Here is a 23,667-nt window from a genome sequence, read left to right as displayed (position 1 = left end):
ACAGAGCAACCTTCTAATCTCTTTTATCCAACAACAAAAAAACACGCCGTGGCCTATGTATATCAGCCTCTGGCGTGTTTTTGGTTTTGCAGCTTTGTTTTCGAATAAATGATTGCTATTTCGTAGCACCCTTCAGCAGAAGTTGACGGTACATCACTTCGAACAGGAACTCGAACGCTTCCAGATGACGTTTCGCTTCAAAAGCATCCTTGCCCCACGCATATATGCCGTGGTTACGCAGCAAAATTCCTGGTACGTTGGCATCAAGTACACCTGGCACCAATTCAGCGATAGATGGAATATCCGCAAAGTTAGGCAGAACGGGTACACGAATCTCCGCATTTTCTTCCCAGATGTTGAAAGCCTTGATCAATTCGATTCCTTGAATCGGTACGTGTCCATCTGCTCCAAAGAATTCACTGATCAGGTTGTTAAACACGGTATGCACGTGGAATACAGCACCACAACCGGTCAAACGATAGATTTCACAGTGAATCAACGTTTCGGCACTTGGTTTTAACGTTGTTGTCTCAATCGCTTTGCCGTGCTTGTCCACAAAAAGGAAGTCTTCCGGTGTGCGAAGGGATTTGTCTTTGCCTGAGGCGGTAACCGCAAAATAAAATTGCTCCGGGTCAAAGTCTCCTACACGCATCGACAGATTGCCGCTTGTTCCAGGGAACCAGTTACGACTGGCAAACAACGCTTTAATATCAGCCAGTTCTTCAAGGACCTGACGTTTGTGTTCCAATGTAATCTTTTCAAAGCCCATCGTTTACAGCACTCCTTGTGTTTGCTTCTGTTTCATATCTTCGATGATATCGTAAAAGGTAACGAATGGCACATGGTCCACACCCAGCTCAATACATTTGTCCGTTAAAATGGAGCGGGAGTAGACGAGATCGGCAATTTTGGCACCTTCAAAATCCGTCAGACTGTCTCCAATGAGGATTCGATTGTATTGTTCTTCCGGGAAGGTACGAATGACTGTTGTTTTGCACATGCCGCAGCCATTCTCACAAGGAGGCTGGCAGGGATTCGGCCATTCGATCTTAATGGTTTCACCCGAGAAGTCAGCTCCATTGCAATAGACATGATCCTGCGGGATATGAAATGGTGCGAGTAACGGTTCAATGAAAAAGTCCATACCACCGCTGGTCACATTGAATTCGATACCTTCGCTGCGAACGTAGTCAAGAAACTCGCTGAATCCTTCACGGATCCCCGCTTGTCCAAGCACAAATTCCACAATTTCATCTTTCTGCGATGCAGGCAACAGAGCAAACATGGCTCCAACACCTTCACGCAGCGAGATTTTTTGCTCAATTGTATCTTTCATAATCGCTTCAATGCCCTCAGGCTTGAAATGTTTCATGATTGCGACAATATTGTCCGAGAGCGTAATCGTACCGTCAAAGTCACAGAAAATGACTGTTTTTTTATCACTTCTCATCGTTCGCCACCCCACAGATCCAATGCACTTTTCAGCTCCGGATGCTCGGTTGCATACTGCGCGAGTGGAATGGAACGTTGAGCTGCCTCAATGGCTTGCAGGAATGCACGTCCGCCTGCCTCAGTGCCCATAGGATGTCCATGAATACCGCCACCAGCATTAACGATGACATCCGTGCCAAAGTCGCGCAAAATGAGCGGTACAAGGCCTGGATGGATACCGGCTGAAGGCACTGGCATACTGGTTCGTACTGGCAGATCGGCTGTCAGTAATTGCTCCGTGATCGCCATATTTTCTTCCTTCGGCATCGTAACCGAACCATAAGGAGAAGGGAAGAGCACCAGATCGGCACCCGCAAGACGCATCAACTGGCCTAGTACAACCGAAGCGGACATGCCGTAATGTGGTGAAGGATACAGTGCACCTGCAAGAGCAGGGTGAGCCATAATTGGCACATTGATGTCAGGATCACTGCTGAGTTCATGCAGCACATCATATCCGTAAGACAATACGTTGAATAACAGGGCATTGGCTCCTGCACCAATAGCGCGTTCAGCTTGTTGCTTCAGACGAGATGTAGGTCCTGTAAGATTGGTTGCATACAGAAGTTTCTTGCCGGTCTCCTGGCGTGCCTGTTCGGCAGCTTTCATGCAGACCTCGACTCTTTTTTCGATAGGTGTCAATTTATTCTCAAACAGAATCTCATCGTCCTTGATCAAATCAACGCCACCAAGAGCCTGACGAATAAATTGTTCACGCAGTTCATCTGCATCCAGTCCGATAACTGACTTAAAGATACTCATTAACAGTGGACGATCATGTACACCAAGCAGATCACGAACACCATTCAGTCCAAACTTGGGTCCCGGGAATGCACTCAGGAAGCCATCCGAGAAACCAAGCTTTGTAAGTTTAATTCGGCCATCCATTGAGATTTTGCCAAAGACCGTCACGAGCAGGGCAGGGATATCACGGCTGAAGTTAACATCAGGATATCCGATGGTAATATCGGCGTAACGCTCACCCGCAGCTATTCCTTCAGCTTCATTTACTTCTACGCTGATTACTTCACCCAGATGTTTCTGCATCGCTTCACGCTGGGCTTGCGGCAACTCCGTCCAGCTACCCACGGTCATGCCAATCGCGATAGACTGAGCCTTCTTGCGAAAGTCTGCATGATCATCATGCAGACGATATGTGGCTGTGCACATGTTATTCATTTTAAATCCCCTTCCAAAGCAGCTCCCATCTCCCGTGAGCGCTCTGCACAGCGGTTGACGGCTGCGATTACATTTTCAAAGAAATCTCCTTCGTCCAGTGTCTTCAGTGCTGCCTGGGTTGCCCCTCCCGGGGAAGTCACATCACTACGAAGTTTCATCGGTTCCAAACCGGTTTGTTGTACCATTCGTGATGCGCCAAGCACCGTCTGAACAGTGAGATCACGAGATTGCTGGCTGGATAAGCCACCACGAATACCTGCCGCAATCATGGCCTCCATTAAATAGTATACATAAGCAGGGCCGCTTCCGGAAATCCCAGTGAGCACTTCGAGTTTATCTTCAGGTACGATGGTTACGATACCAACCGCTTCAAACATGGTCATCACCGTACTACGCTGTTCATCCGTAATCTCCGCAGAGAAGGCAAGCCCGGTTGCACCGAGTCCAATGGTACTGGATGTGTTCGGCATGGTTCTCGCGATCGGTTGTTTACGACCAAGCAAGGACTGCATCGTGCGGATTGATAATCCGGCAATGACAGATACGATCAGTTGATCAGGTGATAACAGCGGACCAAGCTCGCGCAGCGCTACGGCAGCATCTTTGGGTTTCATACAGAGTACAATGACCGGAGTGGAGGCAAGGTGATCCAAGGATTGCGAGGCAGTTCCGGTATGTACAGCATAACGGGTGCTGAGCTCCTCCTGACGTTTCTGGTTGCTGCGGTTCAGCATCGTAATATCCTGAGGACGAACGACTAGGCGGGAGATCAGTCCGCGCACGATGGCTTCAGCCATCGCGCCTGCTCCGTGGAAAGTAATCTTCTGTTGTAGTAACGTCTGTTGCTCTTGACTCATATTTATCGTTCCTCCTATATAACTGTTGCTGGGATATTATTGACGAATCTGTCCATTGCCTGTAATCCGATATTTGGTTGATGTCAGTGCTGGTAGTCCCATCGGTCCACGAGCATGCAGTTTCTGAGTGCTGATTCCGATTTCGGCTCCATAGCCAAATTCAAATCCGTCGGTGAAACGTGTGGACGCATTGTGATAGACGGCTGCTGCATCCACATCATGCATGAAGCGCTCTGCATGGGCTGTATCCCGTGTTACGATACACTCGGAATGTTTGGTTCCGTAATGTGCGATGTGCTGCATCGCTTCATCCAGGTTCTCGACCACCCGGATATTTAAAATGTAGTCGTTGTACTCGGTCGCATAGTCTTCCTCGGTTGCCTCAAGGGCAGAAGGAACAAGACGGCGCACCGTGTCGCAACCTTTCAAGACCACATTGGCCTCACGGAATTGCTCGGCAAGAGCAGGCAGATGCTCTTCTGCGTATGCGGCATGCAGCAGCAACGTTTCCATGGAGTTACATACGGATGGACGTTGTGCCTTGGCATTGATGGCAATTTCGGCTGCCATAACTGGATCGGCTGATTCATCCACATAGGTATGGCAGATGCCCGCCCCAGTTTCGATGACAGGTACCGTTGCGTTGGCAACCACATTACGAATGAGGGAAGCTCCTCCGCGTGGAATGATGACGTCCAGCAGTCCGTTCAACTTGAGCATTTCATCCACGGAAGCACGATCTGCATCTTCAACCAATTGCAATGCATCAGCAGGCATGTCTGTCGTTGTGAGTGCCTGATGCAGTACCTCCACAATTTTACGATTGGAGGACAGGGCAGAGGAGCCGCCGCGCAGAAGCACTGCATTACCTGTTTTGAGACATAATCCGGCTGCGTCTACAGTTACATTAGGACGAGCTTCATAGATGATGCCAATCAGGCCAATCGGCACTCTTAGTTTTTCAACATGTAATCCGTTTGGACGGGTAAATGTCTCTAACACTTCGCCGACTGGATCAGGCAAATCTGCAATCTGACGTAACCCTTCAGCAATGCCTGCGATCCGCTCCTTATTAAGGGCGAGTCGATCCAGCATGGATTCCGGCGTGCCTTGTTCTCTGCCGCGTGCCAGATCTTCGGCGTTTGCCGTAATGATGGAATCCGTTCCCTTAATCAAAGCATCTGCCATGACACGCAGGGCCGTATTTTTCTGTTCTGTATTCAATCGGTTCAGCTGTGGAACCGCTGCTTGGGCTTTGCTGGCTTTTTCTCTGACTTCACTCATCGTAATTCCTCCTCATATATATAAAGTTGAGTATTCCAACCACTATATAGCTTCATGTTTATTTTAACGTAATCCATTCGTCTCTATGAATAACTTCAAGTCTGTGGATGCTAGCGAGTTGTTTCATCACTTCACCACTGGGAAGTCCGGCAATGAGTCGAAGCTGGTCATCATCATAATTGACAATACCGCGACCGAGCAAGGTTTCATCCATACCAATGACCTCTACGACGTCTCCTGCATGGAAAGTTCCCAGTACCCGCTTGACCCCTACAGGTAGAAGACTGTGCCCCCCATGGACAAGGGCTTCTTCAGCACCATCATCCACAACGACTGTTCCCAGCGGAGTAGACATGAAGCCAAGCCACTGCTTTTTACGGGATAGCGAAGCGAGTCGTGTCTCAAAGTAAGTTCCTTTGCCCGTGCCATCAACTGCCTTCTGCATATCTCCGGGTTCTTTAACACTTCCCACAAATACGGGTACGCCTCCACGTGTAGCTACCTTAGCTGCATCTACTTTGGATCGCATTCCACCTGTACCAACCGATGATCCTGAACCACCGGCAAAAGCATAGATCTCAGCCGTGATTTCGGGGATACGGTCGTAACGCACGGCAGAAGGATCTTTACGCGGATCTGCGGTGTACAGGCCGTTGGTATCGGTAAGAATGATCAGATGCTGTGCCTTCACCAGGTTTGCAACCAATGCGGACAACAGATCGTTATCACCAAACTTCAATTCGTCCACCGACACCGTATCATTCTCATTAAAAATCGGAATCACTCGCTGTTTGAGCAGTTCCTCTACAGTCATGCCTGCATTACCCATGCGTTTACGACTGTGAAAGTCTGTACGAGTTAACAGAATTTGCGCCGTAGTAACGCGGTGCGCTGCAAAAGCCTGTTGATATGCCTGCATCAGTAATGCCTGCCCAACGGCCGCTGCGGCTTGTTTCTCATGTAGCAGTTTGGGGCGCTGAGGGTAGCCGATCTCCCGGAATCCAGCCGCTACCGCTCCTGAGGTGACCAGAAGTACTTCATGGCCCTGATCAGCCAATGCTGCAATTTCTCCGGCAAAAAAAGTAATCGAACTGCGATCCAGACCGCCTTCTTCCGTTGTAAGCGAGCTGCTTCCAATTTTAACTACAATACGTGAAGTCATGGTTTCACTTCCTTAAACATGATTAATAAGTGCTTCTGGAGCAGGCTTTAGCGGGTACAAAAAAAACTCCCGCCCTTTAGTTAAAAAGGACGAAAGTTCGTTACTTCCGCGGTACCACCTTTATTGATGATTAGATCATCCGGCTTCATGCCCTGTAACAGAAGGCACTGTCCTGCACGTAACAGGCCGCTCAGGGGTAGGTTTCAGAGAAGAGCCGCGGTAAATTCTTTCAGCAGGGTGGAATTTACTCTCTGGGCGCGACTGATATTCTCTTACTGGTCCCGTCATCACGTTTCGTTCAATATTTCTTATAACATACCATGGAAACTTGGCATATGCAAAGGGGTTATGGTCCTGTAAATTACTTGAATAAATTCAGCTTGCCAATCCGCTGGGCAGCTTCGCGTAATCGGTTTTCATCACTTAACAGTCCCGCGCGCACATAGCCTTCACCATGCGAACCAAAACCAATACCTGGGGCTACGGCTACCTTGGCTTCTCGCAGTAACAAGTCTGCAAATGAAGCGGAGGTATAACCGGCAGGTACAGGTAACCAGCTGAAGAATGAACCCGCTGGTTTCGAAGCTTGCCAGCCAATTGAGGAAAGAGCGTCATAAAATGCATTGCGACGCGATTCGTAGCGTGAAACCAGTGAGGCAACACATTCCTGTGAGCCAGTAAGTGCTTCCGTTGCCGCAGCCTGAATTCCACCGAAGAGACTGACATAGATATGATCCTGAAGCAGATTGATCTTAGAGACAATCTCTGCATTGCCGAGTGCGAATCCAACACGCCATCCAGCCATATTGTACGTTTTGGATAACGTATAGAACTCAATGCCCACTTCTTTGGCACCAGGGGCTTGTAGGAAACTTACGGGACGATGTCCGTCAAATCCAATCGCACCGTAAGCAAAATCACTGGCTACTACGATTTGATTTTGAATGGCAAATTCAACCGTATCTTCGTAGAACGAAAGGGGTGCCGTTGCTGACGTTGGGTTGTTGGGATAGTTCAGGAACATCAGCTTGGCCTTCTCCCGATCTTCGGCTGTAACAGCTTCGTAATCCGGCAGGAATGCATTGGACTCGAGCAAAGGCATAAATGACATGTTTGCTTTGGCGAGTGCAACACCAGACCAGTAATCCGGGTAGCCGGGATCTGGAACGAGAACGGTGTCCCCGGGGTTAAGCAGGACCTGAGGTAACTGAACCAATCCGGTTTTTCCTCCGAACAGAATGGCTACTTCAGTCTCGGGGTTCAGATCAACGTTGTAATCTTCCTTATAACGTTTGGCGACGGCTTCCTTCAGGAAAGAGTACCCTCTAAAAGGGGAGTATTTGTGGTAGAGGGGATTCTCAGCCGACTCTTGCAGTGTTTTCACAATATGAGGTGGTGTAGGTGTATCCGGGTTCCCCTGACCCAGATTGATCACGTCATGTCCACTTGCGATTTCACGATTTACATTTTGAACAAGGGTAGCAAAAAATTGCGTTGGAAGCTGTGTCATCACATCAGAAGTCGGTATCTTAAAAGCTGAACGAGCAGTTATATGGTCTGATTGGGTCATTATATTCATCACTCCGGTTTATTAAAAATGGCAAATAGTTCTCATTAATTTATCACGCCAATCCCGAGCTGTATAGAGGGAAATGCACTTGAATATACAGTACATAGGAGCAAAGAGCGGAGTATTGTACAAAACTGAAAGTGCCCATTTAGTTTTGTCCATTGAGCTGAGAGAAGCCATGTTTTATGATAATATCCGATAATGATAATCAATATCATTAATTTCTAGCACAACGCACATGATATAGGGGGAGAAATAGAAATGAAAAAGGGCATACGAAATACGGGAGTATTATTAACGATCACATGGTTATCCATCCTGCTACTGGCTTGTGGAAATCAGGCTGCAACACCTGCTACTGGCGCAGATGATTCCAAAGCAGCCACAGAAACCACAGAGACCCAAACTGCAACGGAAGAGACGAATGAGGGCGAGACCCGGATATTCAAAGACTGGACTGGCCACGAAGTTGAGATTCCTGTAAATCCGAAGCGAGTTATCTATCATGGAGAAGTTACAGGGGATCTGCTCGCGCTTGGTGTTGTTCCTGTCGGCATACTTCGTCAAGAGGGAACCGTATTTGATGATCAGGTTGCTCAGGCAGAAGATGTAGGATTTCCGATCAGTGTGGAAAAGGCGTTAGACCTGAATCCCGATCTGATTATTTTTTCCAACAGTGACGAGGCTCAATATGATCAGATCGCAAAGGTCGCACCCACGGTTACATTTGATTCATTTGGTTTAATAGAAGATCGCATGCGTATCCTTGGCGATTTGTTGAATAAGAAGCAAGAAGCGGAGGACTGGATTACGGCTCATCAAAAAGCGACGGAAGAGATGTGGACGCAACTTCATGAGAACGGAGTAAAAGAAGGGGAGACCGCTTCGGTATTCACCATGTATCCCGGGAATCGTCTGTTTGTCATGGCGGGTGCAGGATTGCCACAGTTGTTATACGGAAAAGACGGGCTGAAGCCAACCGCGGAAATCCAGAAAGTATTGGATGAAGACATGGGATTTGTAGAGATTTCGACTGAAAAATTATCTGAATTTGCCGGTGATCGGATATTTATTTTGGATCCCGTGACCGACGATGCGAAACAATCCACCAAGGAATTGCTGGATAGTACAATCTGGAAGAACCTGCCTGCGGTGAAAGAAGGGAAAGTATATCGTTTTAATATCGTAAAAGCTTCTAGTGATGCTCTTTCCAGGGAGTGGCTGTTACAAGAGCTGCCAAAACAGATGGTTCAATAATGGTGACGAGCTAGTGAGGCAGCAGTAACACCTTTGAGTAATGCAGTTATAAAAAAGTGAAAGGGGCCTTCAACATTTCGTTGAACGCTCTTTTTTTGCTGACTAAACTCATATCTGGATTATTAACAATCTCTCGCTTATAATCAGACCATACAGAATGATTGATAATTATTCTCATTTTAGAAAAACGAGGTGAACCGACATGCAGGCTTTGGATGCCGATGGGGGAGCGTTGTTCTTTTCAGCATTCATGTTTCGGCTGGATCATCTGGTACGTCGAATTGAACCACCTGAACAGGTGATGCTGGAAGTTGCTTGCGAGAAACATGCCTTCCTGATCTGCGAAGAAGGGGATGGGCGTTTATATATAGGGCATGAACAGTTTCCGTTTACTACGGGATGTGTTTATCCGCTTTCTCCGGGAGAGGGGTACCAGATTGAACATCGTAATAACTCGGAATTGAAATATATCATAATGGCTTTTGATGTTATTCATGTGTTGACGGGTGATCCCGAGCTCTTTACCCGCCCTGTATTTGAGCACAGAAACCAATTGAATGGTTATCCCTATGCTCCGTTAAGTGGGTTGCTGGAGCAGATGTATGTCATTCGGAATTATAAAACAGATGCTGAATACAGCCATCTGAATGCACAGTTCCAAAAATGGATGGAGATGATCATTACCCGGTACACTTCTCCAAAGACGGAACAGAGTATGGAAGCAAGACTACACAGCACGATTCAGTATGTGGACGACCATTATGCTGAAGAAATCACTGTACAGAAACTGGCACGACTTGCGGAGATCAGACCTGTACAATATACGACCCTTTTCAGACAACTCACGGGTCACAAGCCGCTCGATTATGTGAATCATGTACGCATCAAACATGCCAAGGACTGGCTTCGCAAATCAGATGAACCACTTCGGGATATAGCGAGTCGTGTGGGGTTTAAGGATGAGTATTATTTCAGCAGGCGTTTTCGCCAAATGACGGGATTATCTCCTCGTCAATATGACAGATCGATTCAGCAGCAGAAATTGGTACAGGATTGGTTGGGTCATGATGTGAATATTCCAGTAAATCCGGACCGAATTATGTATTACGGAGATTCCGCTGGGGATCTGCTGATGCTGGGTATTCAGTTGCTGGAAGATCGGACATATGACGCGGTCGCTCCGGTTAATGTGGAAGCCGCTGTTATCATGAAGCCGGATTTGATTATTTTTGATAGCAGTAATGAACAACAGTATGAACAACTTTACCGGATTGCACCGACGCTTGCTTACAATTCACATGCCACGTTGGAAGAACGAATGCGCAGATTGGGCAGCTGGTTTGGCAGACAACCGCAGGTTGAACAATGGCTAACCTCCTATGCGGAGCGTACCGAGCAGATGTGGGCGAAGATCCATACTGTGATTGAAGAGGGGGAAACGGCATCCGTATTTACATACCATCGGGGTGCACGATTATTTGTTATGGGCAATATCGGTCTGGCGCCTATGTTATATCATCCAATGGGATTCAGGCCAGTTACCAAAGTGAAGGAAGCACTTGTGGCAGGCAGAGCCTATAAGGAAATCTCGGCTGAAGCGGTACGTCAGTACGCGGGAGATCATGTGTTTGTTATGCTGCCTGAGGAAGTTGTGGCAAGACAGGCTACAGAGATGCTGCTGAAAAGTCCCAGTTGGCAGGCCCTTCCGGCTGTGCAAAATGGACGGGTATATCCTGTGGAGGAGTCAACATGGAATGTGGGTGATGCGCTCACGAGTGATCGATTGTTGACCCTGCTCCCTGAGTTGTTGTGTGCAAGTTCATAACAAAAACAGGCTTGCAGTCCTCAGGAGGATCAAGCTATGATAGCAGGTATTACGGTTCAGAGGAGTGCTTGTCATGACAGAAAAACAACAGGGAGAAATGCGTGTAGCCCTGATTCAGGGCGATATTCAGCTCGGAGACCCTGAGGCCAATCATAAACATATGCAGATGTTGCTTAAGCGTGCGGTAGAACAATATCCGGATCTGGGGCTGGCTGTGTTACCTGAGATGTGGAATACCGGATACGCTTTGACTCAAATTCATGAACTCGCTGACCCGGAAGGCCAGAAATCTCGGGAATGGCTGTCTGCTTTTGCTCAAAAACATCAAATTTCCATCGTTGGCGGTTCAATTGCCGAGAAACGGGATGGTCAAATATACAATACAATGTACGCTTATGATCGTGAAGGAAAACAGGTAACACGATACGATAAATTACATTTGTTCCGTCTGATGGACGAGGAGAAATATTTACAGCCTGGTGCGGAACCTGAAATTTTTGAATTGCAGAACGGTCTTACAGCGGGTGCTTCGATCTGTTATGACATCCGGTTCCCGGAACTTGCCCGCACCCTTGCTTTAAATGGTGCCAAGGCATTGATTGTTCCGGCTGAATGGCCGAAACCTCGTCTGCACCACTGGCGTACGTTGCTTACCGCACGAGCGATTGAGAATCAGATGTATGTGATCGCATGTAACCGTGTAGGTAAAGGGGGAGAGACCGAATTTTTCGGACATTCCCTCATCATTGATCCTTGGGGTGAGATTGTGGCTGAAGGTGGCGAAGGGGAAGAGATCGTGACCGGAATTATTCGTCCATCTCTGGTAGATGAGGTTCGCGGACGTATTCCCGTATTTGAAGACCGTCGACCTGGCGTTTATTTTGGCGGAAAATAAAAACTGAAATAAAATTCTTCAGAAAAAGTGTTTATTCTTCCAGGACGCGGGTAATGATAACTATCCCGTCACCAAGGAGGATGATCAATCAATGGACAACCATGTGAAAGATACGCTCAGGAGACTGGAACAGGATAACACAAGGGAAGATCACTTAAGGGCATTCTTAGAGAATGGAGCAGGAGGGCTATCACCCCCTGATTCAACTGTTCAGGACGAAGGCCGTGTAATGAATCAGCAAAACAGGCTGACAAGCGATCGTAATTTGCGTAAATAAACCGCCAGACATGAAGTTTTCTTATGTACGTTTCTACGTTAACATTATAAATTAGCATTGAGCTAAACAACTTAACAAGCAACATTGTACTGTAACCAGTTACTGTGATTGCAATGTAAGAACTCTATCCTGCGGATGCGGGAAACGAGTATATGACAAAGGCTTGGCCCATAAGGGTCAAGCCTTTGTTTTGTTTCAGTATGAAATGTACCCATACCCATAGGAGAAATTTTTTAGTCTCCCTTTGACAGTTCGGTCACGGTTTGTTGAAACGTATGGATGAATGCTTCGGCTGCCTTCGACAGCACTCTGCCTTGACGATAAGCCACAACAAGTGTTCTGCTAGGAGTAGGCTCAGCAAGTGGCACATACACAGGCACGAACTCACTGCGCGGCGCACGGGCGATAAAGCGTGGAACCAGTGTAATGCCCATACCAGTGGCGACCAGCGACTGAACGGTTTCAATATTTGTGCTCTCAAACACAACTTGGGGATCAAAACCAGCCTGCTCACAGAGATCAAATGTAAGTTTGCGGAAGCCCTGCCCTTTTTTCAACACAACAAACGGTTCATCCCGAAGCTCTTCAATTCGCACAGGAAGCGGATGTTCCGGATCTGCCCTGCGTGCCAAAGGGTGATTTGGGGGAACTGCCAGATCAATCTTTTCCTCTCCAATGGCAACGTAAGCGAGACTTGGCTCTTGTAAAGGAAGAGATAACAGACTAAGATCTGCTTTGCCGCTTGCTGTCAATTTCTCAAGCGTAAGCCCGGAGTCTTCCAATAAGGTAACCTCAATCTCGGGATAAGCTTGTTGGAACGCAGGAAGCACATGTGGGAGCAAGTGTGAGCCCGTGATCGGCATGCTGCCTACAACGACTTTACCTTTGCGAAGCTGGGAGATATCGGACATTTCCTGACGCAATAGCTCCACGGCATCTACGATCTTCTGGGCTTGCTCGACAAACGTAACACCCGCATGGGTTAACTCCACGGTACTGGTATTACGCTGAAACAGTAGCACTCCCAATTCTTTTTCCAATTTGGATAATTGCTGGCTTAATGAAGGTTGAGCAATATGCAGCTTCTCTGCTGCCCGGGAGAAATTGCGTTCGGCCGCAATTTGCAACGTATATTGAAGTTGTCTGAATTCCATCGTCATCGGTCATTCCTTTCGTTATGCCACCATTATATCATTACAGATGAAGAAATCATTAATTTCGCTTAACCGCTTGCACTCCATCAGAAGAGTTGCTATACTAATTTTGAAAACGCTTAATAAGAACCACTTACCCGGGTAAAACAAAATCAACGTTTTCATGTGTACCAGTTTCAAGTGTTAGCACAGAACCATTTCAAATGTTCATATTCTTTTTCGTTCATATAATTGAATAACATTCATCCAACGATGGCGTGTTACTGTTCGGCAGGCAAGACCTAGATTGGGTGGGAAGAGTTTCTCTTTTCCTACCCTTTTTAGGTCTTTTTTTGTTCCCATCAAGAAACGGAGGTGCACCATGAATTACAAACAATTAGCCCAATCGATTATGGAGCTGGTCGGTGGCAATGATAATATCAACACGTTAATTCATTGCTCTACCAGGCTCAGACTTACCCTGAAGAATCCGGATATGGCGAAGACCCAAGAAATTAAGAGCCTTGATGGTGTTATTGGCGCAGTGAATAGCGGCGGACAATATCAGGTTATTATCGGTAATGACGTCGCGTACGTCTACAATGAACTTGCCAAGATGATGGATACTCGGCAATCAAACGAAATTCAGGAGAAACAAAAAGCGGATTATAGCCCCAAAGGACTGTTTAATACTTTTGCCAGTGTCATTGCAGGCATTTTCCAACCTATTATCCCAGCCATTGCTGCCTCGGGCATGCTTAAGGCACTTTTGCTACTGGCGACCGTGACCGGCCTGATGTCTAAAGAGAGCCAGACATATACCGTTTTGAGTGTCATGTCTGATGCTGCCTTTTACTTTCTTCCGATTCTACTGGCCTATTCCAGTGCAAATAGATTTAAAACGAACCCCTTTGTTGCCGTTCTGTTTGGTGGAATCATGTTACACCCGAATATGATTGGTCTACTTGGCGGTGAAGATCCGGTGTCCTTTATTGGCATACCTGTTGCATCCGTTCAATATGCGACATCCGTGGTACCGATTATTTTAACGGTCTGGTTCATGTCTTACATTGAAAAATTCGCGGACAAGATCTCACCAGGACCGGTCAAAATTTTCCTTAAACCTTTGATTGTTATTCTCATTGTCGCTCCAGTTGCCCTGATTGTACTTGGACCTCTGGGGATGTATCTCGGAACGGGAATGTCCAACCTGATCTATTGGATTCAGGATAAGATTGGATGGTTGACCGTTGTCATTATGGCTATACTGATGCCTCTGATTGTCATGTTCGGTATGCATAAAGTATTTTATCCCATTATTTTCGCAGCCTTGGCTTCACCTGGATATGAAACACTGGTGCTGGTCGCGATGCTGGCATCCAATATGGCGCAGGGAGCAGGCGCACTGGCGGTGTCATTCAAAACCAAAGACATCAAGCTGAAACAAGTCGCTTTGTCTGCAGGAATTTCAGGTGTATTCGGTATCACGGAACCTGCTCTGTACGGTGTACATTTAAGGCTCAAGAAAACGCTGTTTGCCTGCATGATCGGCGCCGGAGTCGCTGGGTTGTTCGCAGGTATTGTGAATCTCAAGGCATATGCTGCCGTGGGTCCGGGGATTGCATCTATGCCTATGTTTATCAGTGAAGATCACATGAATATTATCTACGCGATCATTACCATGCTGATCTCTGCCATTGTCGCGTTTGTCGCTGTATATGTCATTGGATTTCAGGATGTTGTTCCAACAGCAGTGTCGATAGCAGGCAGTCCTACAAACAAAGCGAGAGGCGAATCTGAAATCCAGCCATCCAGAGGGATCAAATCGAAAAAGATCGTTTTTGCTCCATTGGAAGGTAAAGTTCTGCCATTAAGAGAGGTGAAGGACGAGGCCTTCTCGCAAGAAGCTATGGGACAAGGTATGGCCATTCAGCCAAGTGTTGGCAAGGTGTTTGCTCCGTTTGATGGTACCGTTGAGACGGTGTTCCGCACTAAACATTCCATCGGTCTGAGATCGGTAGAGGGGGTAGAAATTCTGATTCATGTCGGATTGGATACGGTGAAACTGAAAGGCCAGCATTTTGATGTAAAAGTGAATGAAGGAGAACAGATCTCTCATGGTCAACTCCTGATTGAATTTGATCTTGAAGCTATACAAGCGGCAGGTTATGACACGACGACCCCTGTAATTGTGACCAATTCATCAGATTATCTGGAGATACTGGGCAATGAAACTGCGGCGACAACAGGACCGGGGAAACCATTAATTACGGTGTTATAACTCGCTGAAATATGAATGAAAGGCAGGCAGCCTGATATGGAAGTCATAAAAATACTGAATTCGAGCATTGTTCTTGCCAGACGTGTTGAGGATGACAAGGAAATTATTGTGATGGGAAAGGGCATCGGCTACAGGAGCAAACCGGGAGATGTCGTGGGCGAGGATGAGATCGAGAAGATCTATGTCCTTGAAAATGAAACGATCTCTTCGGATCTCACCGCCCTGATGAAGGAAACGCCAAAAGAATATCTGATTCTGGCTGACGAAATCATCTCCCATGCCAAACATACATTGTCCCGCCATCTGAGTGATCATCTCTATGTCGCATTAACGGATCATCTGTATATGGCCATGAAGCGATTCAAGGACAATATGACGATCCAGAACCGAATGTTGTGGGAAGTGAAAAAGTTCTATCCGCAGGAGTTCAGCATCGGGTTGCATGGTCTGTCTCTCATTCAAAAACAGCTTGGACTCTCCCTGCCTGAAGAGGAAGCGGCGAATATTGCCTTTCATCTCGTTAATGCGCAGCAGAATGATGACAATATGAATCAGGTCATGATGATGACCAATACCGTCAAGGATGTACTCAATATTATCAAAATTCACTATCACGTGGAGCTGGATACACACAGCATCAACTATTCACGCTTTTTGACCCATTTGCAGTTTTTCATTCAACGGCTTTTTGAACATAAAACGTTAAACACACAGGATCATGAGCTCTTTGAGCAGATCGCGAATAAATATCCCCAGGAAGAAGCCTGCGTACTGCTAATCAAGGATTATATTGAAGCTCGGTTTGAACATACGATCTCCAATGAAGAGATGATGTATTTGATTATTCATATCAATCGGGTCATGAGTCGCAATTGAGCAAGAATCAAAGAGTTACAGAGATAATCCAAGGAGGAATACACAATGACCAATACAACAAGAACGTTTCCAGAAGATTTTCTATGGGGAGGAGCGATTGCTGCCAATCAGGCAGAAGGAGCGTGGAATGTGGATGGCAAAGGTCTGTCTACAGCCGACATTGCTATCTATCGAAAAGGTGTAGCCAAGAGTGAGTATAAAAAGCATAATGCGATCAATGAAGAACAGATCAAAACTGCGATGGAGTCTACCTCGGACAGAGAATATCCGAAACGCAGAGGCATTGATTTTTACCACCGCTATGAGGAGGATCTGGCCCTGTTTGGGGAGATGGGTCTCAAAACGTTGCGCTTATCTATTGCTTGGACCCGAATTTTCCCGAATGGCAACGAAACAGAGCCGAATGAAGCCGGTTTGCAGTTCTATGACCGCGTTATTGATGGCATGCTGAAACAAGGGATTGAACCATTAATTACGTTGTCGCATTATGAGATGCCGATGTATCTGGTGAATCACCATGGTGGATGGACGGATCGGAAAGTCGTCGAGTATTTTGTTCACTTTTGTAAAACCGTGTTCACCCGTTATAAGGACAAAGTGAAGTATTGGATTACATTTAATGAAATTGACAGCATTGTTCGTCATCCGTTTACGAGTGGTGGTATTGTGCCGGAGCGTTTCGAAAATGTGGAGCAGGCTGTATATCAGGGGTTGCACCATCAATTTGTAGCGAGTGCACTCGCAGTGAAATACTGTCATGAGATCATTCCCGGTTCCCAGATTGGATGTATGCTTACCAAACTGACAACATACGCTCATACATGTAATCCCGAAGATGTACTCGTTGCTTCCCGGGATAATCAATTCAATCTTATGTTTACGGACGTACAGGTGCGTGGAGCGTATCCGTACTTTACGAAGAGGTTTTTTGCCGAAAAAGGGATTAACCTGGATATGCTTGAGGGGGATGAAGAGATTCTGAAAGTACACACTGTGGACTTTATCTCATTCAGTTATTATATGTCCCTGGTATCAAGTGTGGATGGCGACCGATTGGAGCAGGTGAGTGGCAATACAACTGGAGGGGTGAAGAATCCGTATCTGCAAACGAATGATTGGGGCTGGCAGATTGACCCGGTAGGTCTGCGCATCTCACTGAATGAACTGTATAGTCGTTACGAGGTGCCTTTGTTTATCGTTGAAAATGGAATTGGGGCGGTAGACACGATTGAAGCGGATGGTAGCATTCAGGATGATTATCGTATTGATTATTTCCGCTCTCACATTGAACAGATGCATGAAGCGATTCTGGACGGTGTTGAACTGCTCGGCTATACCAGTTGGGGAGTAATTGATCTGATTAGTTATTCTTCTTCAGAGATGGAGAAACGATATGGCTTTATTTATGTAGATCAGGATAATGACGGCAATGGAACACTGGAGAGAAAACGAAAGAAGAGTTTCTATTGGTACAAAGATGTGATTGCGAATAACGGTTTGTAATACAGTAGTCGAACAAGTACTCTCTATAGAAGGCGTTGATATGATAACTTTCATTTCATAGCAGAAACTAGGAAAGCAGCTCTGGATTCAGGGCTGTTTTTTTATGTTCTAGATAAAAAGCATTGACAGCGCAGAGGCGGGAACGTAGTATAAGACTTATCTGATAATGATAATTGTTATCAATTGAAACCTCTGCGATGAGCAGTGGTTTATTTGTCTTTCTCTCATTATAGGTTAAACCTATTACATCTATAGATATTATATCTTGGAACAATGAAGGACAGGGTGATATATTTATGTCATTCAAGAGCTTCACTTTTTAAAGAAAACAGAGGCTCTTCCAAGGACCGAACTTATAATGAGGTGAAAATGATGAGTAAAAAAACGATGTTTGAGAAAATTTGGGAAAATCACGTAATTCATCAAGAAGAAGGCAAACCAAGCATTCTGTATATCGATCTGCATCTGGTGCACGAAGTAACTTCTCCACAGGCATTTGAAGGTCTTCGTCTCAGCGGACGTAAAGTTCGTCGCCCTGAACTGACATTTGCAACAATGGACCACAACGTTCCAACGAAAGACCGTTTCAACATTACAGATCCTATCTCCAAACAACAAATTGATACACTTTCGCAAAACTGCCGTGATTTCGGCGTGAAATTGTATGATCTGGACACGATTGATCAAGGCGTTGTACACGTTATGGGACCTGAACTGGGTCTGACTCACCCGGGTAAAACGATTGTATGTGGTGACAGTCATACGTCCACACACGGTGCGTTTGGCGCACTGGCATTCGGAATCGGAACAAGTGAAGTTGAGCACGTTATGGCAACTCAATGTTTGCAACAAGCAAAAGCCAAAACGATGGAAGTTCGTTTTGTCGGCAAACGTAACCCGGGTGTAACCGCAAAAGACATGATCCTCGCAGTCATCGCCAAATACGGTACAGACTTTGCAACAGGTTATGTTATTGAGTACACAGGCGAATCCATCCGTGAGTTGAGCATGGAAGAGCGTATGACGGTCTGCAACATGTCCATCGAAGGTGGAGCAAGAGCAGGATTGATCGCTCCGGATGAAACAACATTTGAATATCTGCGTGGACGTGAATACGTACCAGCGGATGCCAAATTCGACGAAGCTGTAGCAGGTTGGAAACAGCTTGTAACCGATGAAGGTGCCGAGTTCGACCATATGGTTGAAATCGATGTAGAGACATTGATTCCGCAAGTGACATGGGGAACAAGCCCAGGTATGGGAACCGACATTTCTTCGAAAGTTCCTGTTCCGGCTGAACTGCCTACAGAAAACGAACGTAAAGCGGCTGAAAAAGCGCTTGAATATATGGGACTTGAACCGGGAACACCAATCGCCGAGATTCCAATTGATTATGTATTTATCGGTTCTTGCACCAATGGACGGATCGAAGATCTGCGTGCAGCAGCACAAGTGGCTAAAGGTCACACGGTATCCAGTCAGGTTACAGCAATTGTTGTACCAGGCTCAGGACGTGTTAAAATTCAGGCTGAACAAGAAGGTTTGGATAAAATCTTTACGGAAGCTGGATTTGAATGGCGTGATGCGGGATGCAGTATGTGTCTGGCAATGAACCCGGATGTATTGAAGCCAGGTCAACGTTGTGCTTCGACGTCCAACCGTAACTTTGAAGGACGCCAAGGACGCGGAGGACGTACGCATCTGGTATCTCCGGCAATGGCAGCAGCAGCAGCGGTTAAGGGCCACTTTGTGGACGTACGGGACTGGAATTTCAAAACAGAAGCAGCGATCTAATCTATAACAGACAGAAGGGAGAACGTTTAATATGGAAGAATTCAAAACATTACAAGGCATCGTTGCACCGGTAGACCGGGTCAATGTAGATACAGACGCAATCATTCCGAAACAGTTCCTGAAACGGATTGAACGTACCGGATTTGGACAATTTTTGTTCTATGAATGGCGTTTTGATGAAGAGGGCAACAATAATGCTTCCTTCGAAATGAACAAACCTCGTTATGAAGGGGCATCCATCCTGATCTCACGCGCCAATTTTGGCTGTGGATCATCCCGTGAGCATGCGCCATGGGCGATTTTGGACTATGGATTCCGTTGTGTCATCGCTCCATCTTATGCAGACATCTTCTATAATAACTGCTTTAAGAACGGAATCTTGCCAATCAAGTTGTCAGAAGAGCAAGTTGAAGACTTGTTCCAACGTACAGCGACACATGAAGGCTATGAGATGAATGTAAATTTAGAAAACAAAACGATTACTGATGCATACGGACTGCATATCGATTTTGATCTGGATGAGCACCGTCGTCAATTCCTGTTGCAAGGATTGGATGATATCGGTCTGACTCTTCAACATGATGATGAAATCGCTGCTTACGAACAACGCCACGCGGCAAAACTGTTCGGTTAATCGTTAAAGTATCGCATAGCAAAAAGCTTCTGCCTCGCCCAAGGGACCTTGTTCCCATCGGTGAGACAGAAGCTTTTTGTAGTTTCAGAAGTAAATTAGCTTAATAAGTCAGCAATACATAGAACTCCTGATTTTTCTTGACCGAATACTTCAACAGATACAATAACAGCTGACTAAATAGAGAACCTAAAAATCGATTATTGAGGTAACTCCAAAGGGTCGTTTTTTGTATTCTGAAAATAGACGTAGATATAACAAGCCAAATGCACGAAATTCACAAGTGACCATACCATAAGCCATATGATTGGAGTTGATAGGGTAGTCCAGATGCCAAACCAAGGCAGCACACGTCCTCCGCCGATAAACGTAACCAGGTGGGACAGAGATAAGAGAATTAGAACCGGGATCAGTCTACCGACCGTGATCAGAATCAATTTTCTGATCGTTAGGCGTTGGTTGCTCCGACGTATGCGGAAATAGCCGTAGATGCCCCATGCAAGCGTAGCGATGATCAGCGCAATCATAATCATTTCCATATTCCGACCGTTTACAAAAGAGGTTTGGGGTTCCTGCCCCCTCATAATATCCGCTATCCCATCAATAAATGCCGAGTAATTCACATAAGCGTTTATACCAGAATTAAACATTACGGCAATGCCCATTTGCTCGTTCAAATAAACCAGTTCTTCTGACTTGTAAGTCCAGAAAATGCCGCTGTGGGAGATCGTTTGACCGTTAGATGCATCTTGGTCTGCAAGCCAGCCCATGCCGTACGGACTGATATCTCCTGCGGTATGATATTGTTTCATCAGCACAGGGGAAACGAGGCGGCCATTATATTGGGAAAGCATCCAAAGGGACATGTCCTCTGCGGTTGAAACGATGCCGGCGGGGCCCTCAATGAACCAAAGCGGTTCGGATTGACTTATAGCGCGTCCCAAGCTCAGGTAATGTCCTAGAGGGATAGTATTATTCTCATAGAATTGCTGCGTTGTATTGACACTGAAGGTATGATTCATTCCTAACGGTTCAAAAATATGTTTTTTCAGATAATCCGAAAAGCGCTCTCCGCTAACACTTTCCACGAGGTTCGCCAGCAGCACGTAATTGGGATTATGATAGCTGTAGGCTGTTCCGGGGATATGGGCAAGTTGAACCGTGTTTAATAATTGGTTCGCTTCAGCCAGTGATTGGAATTGCGGAGTCTTTGTCATATCGGGATTAATCTTGTCATTGAGACCACTCGTCTGATTCAGTAAATGACGGACCGTGATATCAAGAACGTGGGGGTCCTGTGGAGAAAGCTCTGGAAAATAGGAAGCGTAAGTCGCATCCAAGTCGATCTGACCCTTGTCCACCAGCTGCAGAACGGCTAATGCAGTAAAGGACTTGCTTAGTGAAGCAATGGGAAAAGGGGTGTTGCCCGTAACCTTCTGGCCGTCCGCCAATGTCCCGTAGCCTTTTGCGTAAAAGACCTCATCGTTATTGGCAATCGCCAGTGAAGCAGCCTTAATGTAATTGGCCTTCATGCTCCGATTCATATATTCGTCGATCTCCTGCAGCACTTCTGTCCTGTCTCTGGCTTCATTGGCGGATAAGGGGGACGCCCACGCGGTACATAACAACAAACAGCTAATTGTGATATACATTCTTTTTTTTAGTTTTAGCATGATAACACTCCTTGAATTCAAGATAAGGAGATGTTATCAGATCATTTTCAACTATTTATCAACTTGGGTCCCAATACTTGCCGTGACGCTTCCACCTCCGTTAGGACCGTTTGCAATCTGAAGACTACCTTCATGTTTTTCGCAAAATACCTTGCAAACGTAAAGGCCCAGCCCGCGATGTTCGCTCGCATCCCATACTTCGCCTCGGTAAAAAGGGAGTATAGCCTTACTCAGGGCTTCGTCAGAGAAACCAGTACCGTCCTCTGAGACGGTAATCTTCATAATACCTCCCTGAACGTCATAGTGAACGTTCACTTGACTGGTTGCGTATCTCGCCCCATTAGCCACTATATTCTCGAAAATCTGCATGACGAGATAGGGATCTACATGTACTGAGGCATTATCATATTCCACGGATGAGACGAAACGTATACCGAACTGTTTCGCGATTTGTTCAGCGCTGCCATCCAGCAAAGCCGTCAATGAAATCGTATCCATCGATTGGATGTTCAACGGCACATCCTCCAGCCTCTGAATGGAGTTCATGGCCTCTGCATAACTCTCCAGACGCAAGATGTGAAGGTTCATAGTATGGATCAAGTCCAGCACCTTTTCTTCCGACAACTTCTTCTCAGGAAGATAGGTGGAGAGAAGCTCGGCGTTTCCTTTTAACACGGACAGGGGTGTTCTCAGATCATGGGCAAAAATAGCATTGATCTGCTTGCGCTCTTCAACCGAACGCCAAAGTGTCTTAAGGTTTTTTTCCAATTGTGAGCGCATGTTTTCAAATAGCGCGATCAGCTCGCCCATCTCATCCTGGCTGTCATAGGAAATGCGGAAGTCTAGATCGTTGGCCGAAATGTTCTTGGATGCTCGTTTTAATAGCTCCAGCGGACGTTTTAGCTTCCATCTGTAAAATAGAACGGCCATGGTGACAATACCAGTCGCTACGGTGAGCAGAACCGCCGTGACGAGGGAGGGCATCACCCAATCCGTTTCTTCGAAACGCAGCCGCAGGTTCTCCGCCCAAGCAAACTCCATAGTTATAACGGCAAGCACGGCAATGAGTGTGACCACACACAACAGCATAAAAGATTGTAGCAAGGACAATCGCTTTAAAAACAGGAGTCTAGTCATGAACTTGGCCATTTGTACCCTACTCCCCAAACGGTCTCGATTTGATTATCACAGCCGTATTCCTTTAATTTGTAGCGAATTCGCCGGATATGCTCTGCGATGACGTTACTGTCACCTTGCTCGTCCATGCCCCAAATCTTTTCGTATATGCGTTCCTTTCCAAACACCATATCAGGATGCGTGGACAGCAATTCGACAATATCAAACTCTTTTTTGGGCAGTGAAATTCGCTTATCCAGGTAGTAGAGCTCCCTGGCCGTATAATCAATGACCAATTCATTGTTAAACCTTACCGAAGATTTAGTTTGGATTCGTTGTTCCCTGCGTATATGTGCTTCGACCCTGGCGCCCAACTCGCGAATGCTGAAAGGTTTCAGGATATAGTCATCGCCTCCGGCACGAAATCCCGCTATTTTATCAGCATCTTCGATTCGAGCCGTTAAGAATAAGATAGGGCAAGAGACAAAGTCGCGAATTTTTTCACATAATTGAAGGCCGTTCTGTTCAGGCATGTTGATATCTAACAAAACGAGATCGGGTTGTTTTTCCACTTTCCGCAGCGCTTCCCTGCTGTCCTTGGCCGTCATCACGGAATATCCGTTAATTTCAAAATAATCAGTCAGTAGCTTTCGAAGATCTGCTTCATCGTCCACGATCAGTATTTTAGGCATCAAGTCTCAATCTCCTGTATTCAAGTATTTGAACTCAGCATAGCAAAAATGGATGAGGAATGTAATTTCCATATGATTTCGGGTACTGGACGAATGGAGAAAGTAACCTTTTTGCCACTCAGTTTCCGACTAAATATGACAACGTTGTAACCGGATGATCAGACAATATCT

At 46.2% G+C, this 23,667-nt stretch carries 20 protein-coding genes and 1 other annotated feature; of the genes, 9 read left to right on the top strand and 11 right to left on the bottom strand.

Annotation, left to right across the window (positions count from 1 at the left end; genetic code table 11):
* Window positions 1-115: 115 nt before the first annotated feature.
* The 7 genes from MHI52_RS18990 to MHI52_RS18960 form a co-directional block, all read right to left on the bottom strand.
* Complete coding sequence (locus MHI52_RS18990) at window positions 116-769, bottom strand: methylthioribulose 1-phosphate dehydratase (protein ID WP_036607600.1); 654 nt, start codon at window positions 767-769, stop codon at window positions 116-118.
* Window positions 770-772: 3 nt separating this feature from the next.
* Window positions 773-1,450: a 2-hydroxy-3-keto-5-methylthiopentenyl-1-phosphate phosphatase gene (locus MHI52_RS18985; RefSeq protein WP_315371259.1), complete on the bottom strand. Its 678-nt coding sequence runs from the start codon at window positions 1,448-1,450 to the stop codon at window positions 773-775.
* Window positions 1,447-2,670, bottom strand: a complete 1,224-nt coding sequence (locus tag MHI52_RS18980; RefSeq protein ID WP_076317454.1) for a 2,3-diketo-5-methylthiopentyl-1-phosphate enolase — start codon at window positions 2,668-2,670, stop codon at window positions 1,447-1,449. Before MHI52_RS18980 ends, MHI52_RS18985 begins: the two co-directional genes overlap by 4 nt.
* Window positions 2,667-3,527 (bottom strand): pyrroline-5-carboxylate reductase, encoded by an 861-nt coding sequence (gene proC / locus MHI52_RS18975; protein WP_340905500.1) that lies wholly within the window; start codon window positions 3,525-3,527, stop codon window positions 2,667-2,669. Before proC ends, MHI52_RS18980 begins: the two co-directional genes overlap by 4 nt.
* Window positions 3,528-3,563: 36 nt before the next feature.
* On the bottom strand, window positions 3,564-4,811 hold the full coding sequence (locus MHI52_RS18970; RefSeq protein ID WP_340984794.1) for a glutamate-5-semialdehyde dehydrogenase: 1,248 nt from the start codon (window positions 4,809-4,811) through the stop codon (window positions 3,564-3,566).
* 58 nt (window positions 4,812-4,869) lie between these two features.
* Window positions 4,870-5,973, bottom strand: a complete 1,104-nt coding sequence (gene proB / locus MHI52_RS18965) for a glutamate 5-kinase (protein WP_047843533.1) — start codon at window positions 5,971-5,973, stop codon at window positions 4,870-4,872.
* 82 nt (window positions 5,974-6,055) lie between these two features.
* Window positions 6,056-6,270 (bottom strand) — a binding site (T-box leader).
* 64 nt (window positions 6,271-6,334) lie between these two features.
* A complete protein-coding gene (locus tag MHI52_RS18960; RefSeq protein ID WP_405157463.1) occupies window positions 6,335-7,543 on the bottom strand; it encodes a pyridoxal phosphate-dependent aminotransferase in 1,209 nt (402 codons plus the stop codon).
* 261 nt (window positions 7,544-7,804) lie between these two features.
* Between MHI52_RS18960 and MHI52_RS18955 the strand changes: the two genes are divergently transcribed.
* The 4 genes from MHI52_RS18955 (at window position 7,805) to MHI52_RS18940 (ending at window position 11,797) form a co-directional block, all read left to right on the top strand.
* Window positions 7,805-8,800 carry an ABC transporter substrate-binding protein gene (locus MHI52_RS18955; RefSeq protein ID WP_405157462.1) on the top strand — a complete coding sequence of 332 codons (996 nt, stop codon included), beginning with the start codon at window positions 7,805-7,807 and terminating at the stop codon, window positions 8,798-8,800.
* 202 nt (window positions 8,801-9,002) lie between these two features.
* Complete coding sequence (locus MHI52_RS18950; RefSeq protein WP_405157461.1) at window positions 9,003-10,625, top strand: ABC transporter substrate-binding protein; 1,623 nt, start codon at window positions 9,003-9,005, stop codon at window positions 10,623-10,625.
* Window positions 10,626-10,698: 73 nt separating this feature from the next.
* Complete coding sequence (locus MHI52_RS18945; protein WP_074095606.1) at window positions 10,699-11,520, top strand: carbon-nitrogen family hydrolase; 822 nt, start codon at window positions 10,699-10,701, stop codon at window positions 11,518-11,520.
* Between the two features lie 91 nt (window positions 11,521-11,611).
* Complete coding sequence (locus tag MHI52_RS18940; protein ID WP_017687767.1) at window positions 11,612-11,797, top strand: hypothetical protein; 186 nt, start codon at window positions 11,612-11,614, stop codon at window positions 11,795-11,797.
* A 233-nt stretch (window positions 11,798-12,030) separates the two neighbouring features.
* Here MHI52_RS18940 and MHI52_RS18935 read toward each other — a convergent pair whose 3' ends face one another.
* The gene (locus MHI52_RS18935; RefSeq protein ID WP_076318119.1) at window positions 12,031-12,951 is read right to left on the bottom strand and encodes a LysR family transcriptional regulator; all 921 of its coding nucleotides are present in this window, start codon (window positions 12,949-12,951) and stop codon (window positions 12,031-12,033) included.
* Between the two features lie 361 nt (window positions 12,952-13,312).
* On the opposite strand from MHI52_RS18935, the gene MHI52_RS18930 reads away from it, so the two are divergent.
* From MHI52_RS18930 to leuD, 5 genes are all read left to right on the top strand, one after another.
* Window positions 13,313-15,211: a beta-glucoside-specific PTS transporter subunit IIABC gene (locus tag MHI52_RS18930; protein WP_405157460.1), complete on the top strand. Its 1,899-nt coding sequence runs from the start codon at window positions 13,313-13,315 to the stop codon at window positions 15,209-15,211.
* 36 nt (window positions 15,212-15,247) lie between these two features.
* On the top strand, window positions 15,248-16,087 hold the full coding sequence (gene licT, locus MHI52_RS18925) for a BglG family transcription antiterminator LicT (RefSeq protein ID WP_074095604.1): 840 nt from the start codon (window positions 15,248-15,250) through the stop codon (window positions 16,085-16,087).
* A gap of 45 nt (window positions 16,088-16,132) precedes the next feature.
* Window positions 16,133-17,590 carry a glycoside hydrolase family 1 protein gene (locus MHI52_RS18920; RefSeq protein WP_253501322.1) on the top strand — a complete coding sequence of 486 codons (1,458 nt, stop codon included), beginning with the start codon at window positions 16,133-16,135 and terminating at the stop codon, window positions 17,588-17,590.
* 372 nt (window positions 17,591-17,962) lie between these two features.
* A complete protein-coding gene (gene leuC / locus MHI52_RS18915; protein ID WP_074095602.1) occupies window positions 17,963-19,384 on the top strand; it encodes a 3-isopropylmalate dehydratase large subunit in 1,422 nt (473 codons plus the stop codon).
* A gap of 31 nt (window positions 19,385-19,415) precedes the next feature.
* Window positions 19,416-20,018, top strand: coding sequence for a 3-isopropylmalate dehydratase small subunit (gene leuD / locus MHI52_RS18910; protein WP_036607574.1), 603 nt, complete (start codon window positions 19,416-19,418; stop codon window positions 20,016-20,018).
* Between the two features lie 197 nt (window positions 20,019-20,215).
* Here leuD and MHI52_RS18905 read toward each other — a convergent pair whose 3' ends face one another.
* Genes MHI52_RS18905 through MHI52_RS18895 form a run of 3 tightly spaced genes read right to left on the bottom strand, consistent with a single transcriptional unit; the run spans window position 20,216 to window position 23,496 of the window.
* Complete coding sequence (locus tag MHI52_RS18905) at window positions 20,216-21,688, bottom strand: serine hydrolase domain-containing protein (protein WP_405157459.1); 1,473 nt, start codon at window positions 21,686-21,688, stop codon at window positions 20,216-20,218.
* 51 nt (window positions 21,689-21,739) lie between these two features.
* Window positions 21,740-22,825 carry an ATP-binding protein gene (locus MHI52_RS18900; protein WP_339194205.1) on the bottom strand — a complete coding sequence of 362 codons (1,086 nt, stop codon included), beginning with the start codon at window positions 22,823-22,825 and terminating at the stop codon, window positions 21,740-21,742.
* Window positions 22,822-23,496, bottom strand: a complete 675-nt coding sequence (locus tag MHI52_RS18895; protein ID WP_036607568.1) for a response regulator transcription factor — start codon at window positions 23,494-23,496, stop codon at window positions 22,822-22,824. Before MHI52_RS18895 ends, MHI52_RS18900 begins: the two co-directional genes overlap by 4 nt.
* Between the last annotated feature and the right edge of the window lie 171 nt (window positions 23,497-23,667).

Source organism: Paenibacillus sp. FSL H8-0283, from assembly GCF_045040675.1.
Taxonomy (GTDB): Bacteria; Bacillota; Bacilli; order Paenibacillales; family Paenibacillaceae; genus Paenibacillus; species Paenibacillus amylolyticus.
This window is presented reverse-complemented; position numbering and strand designations above follow the sequence as displayed.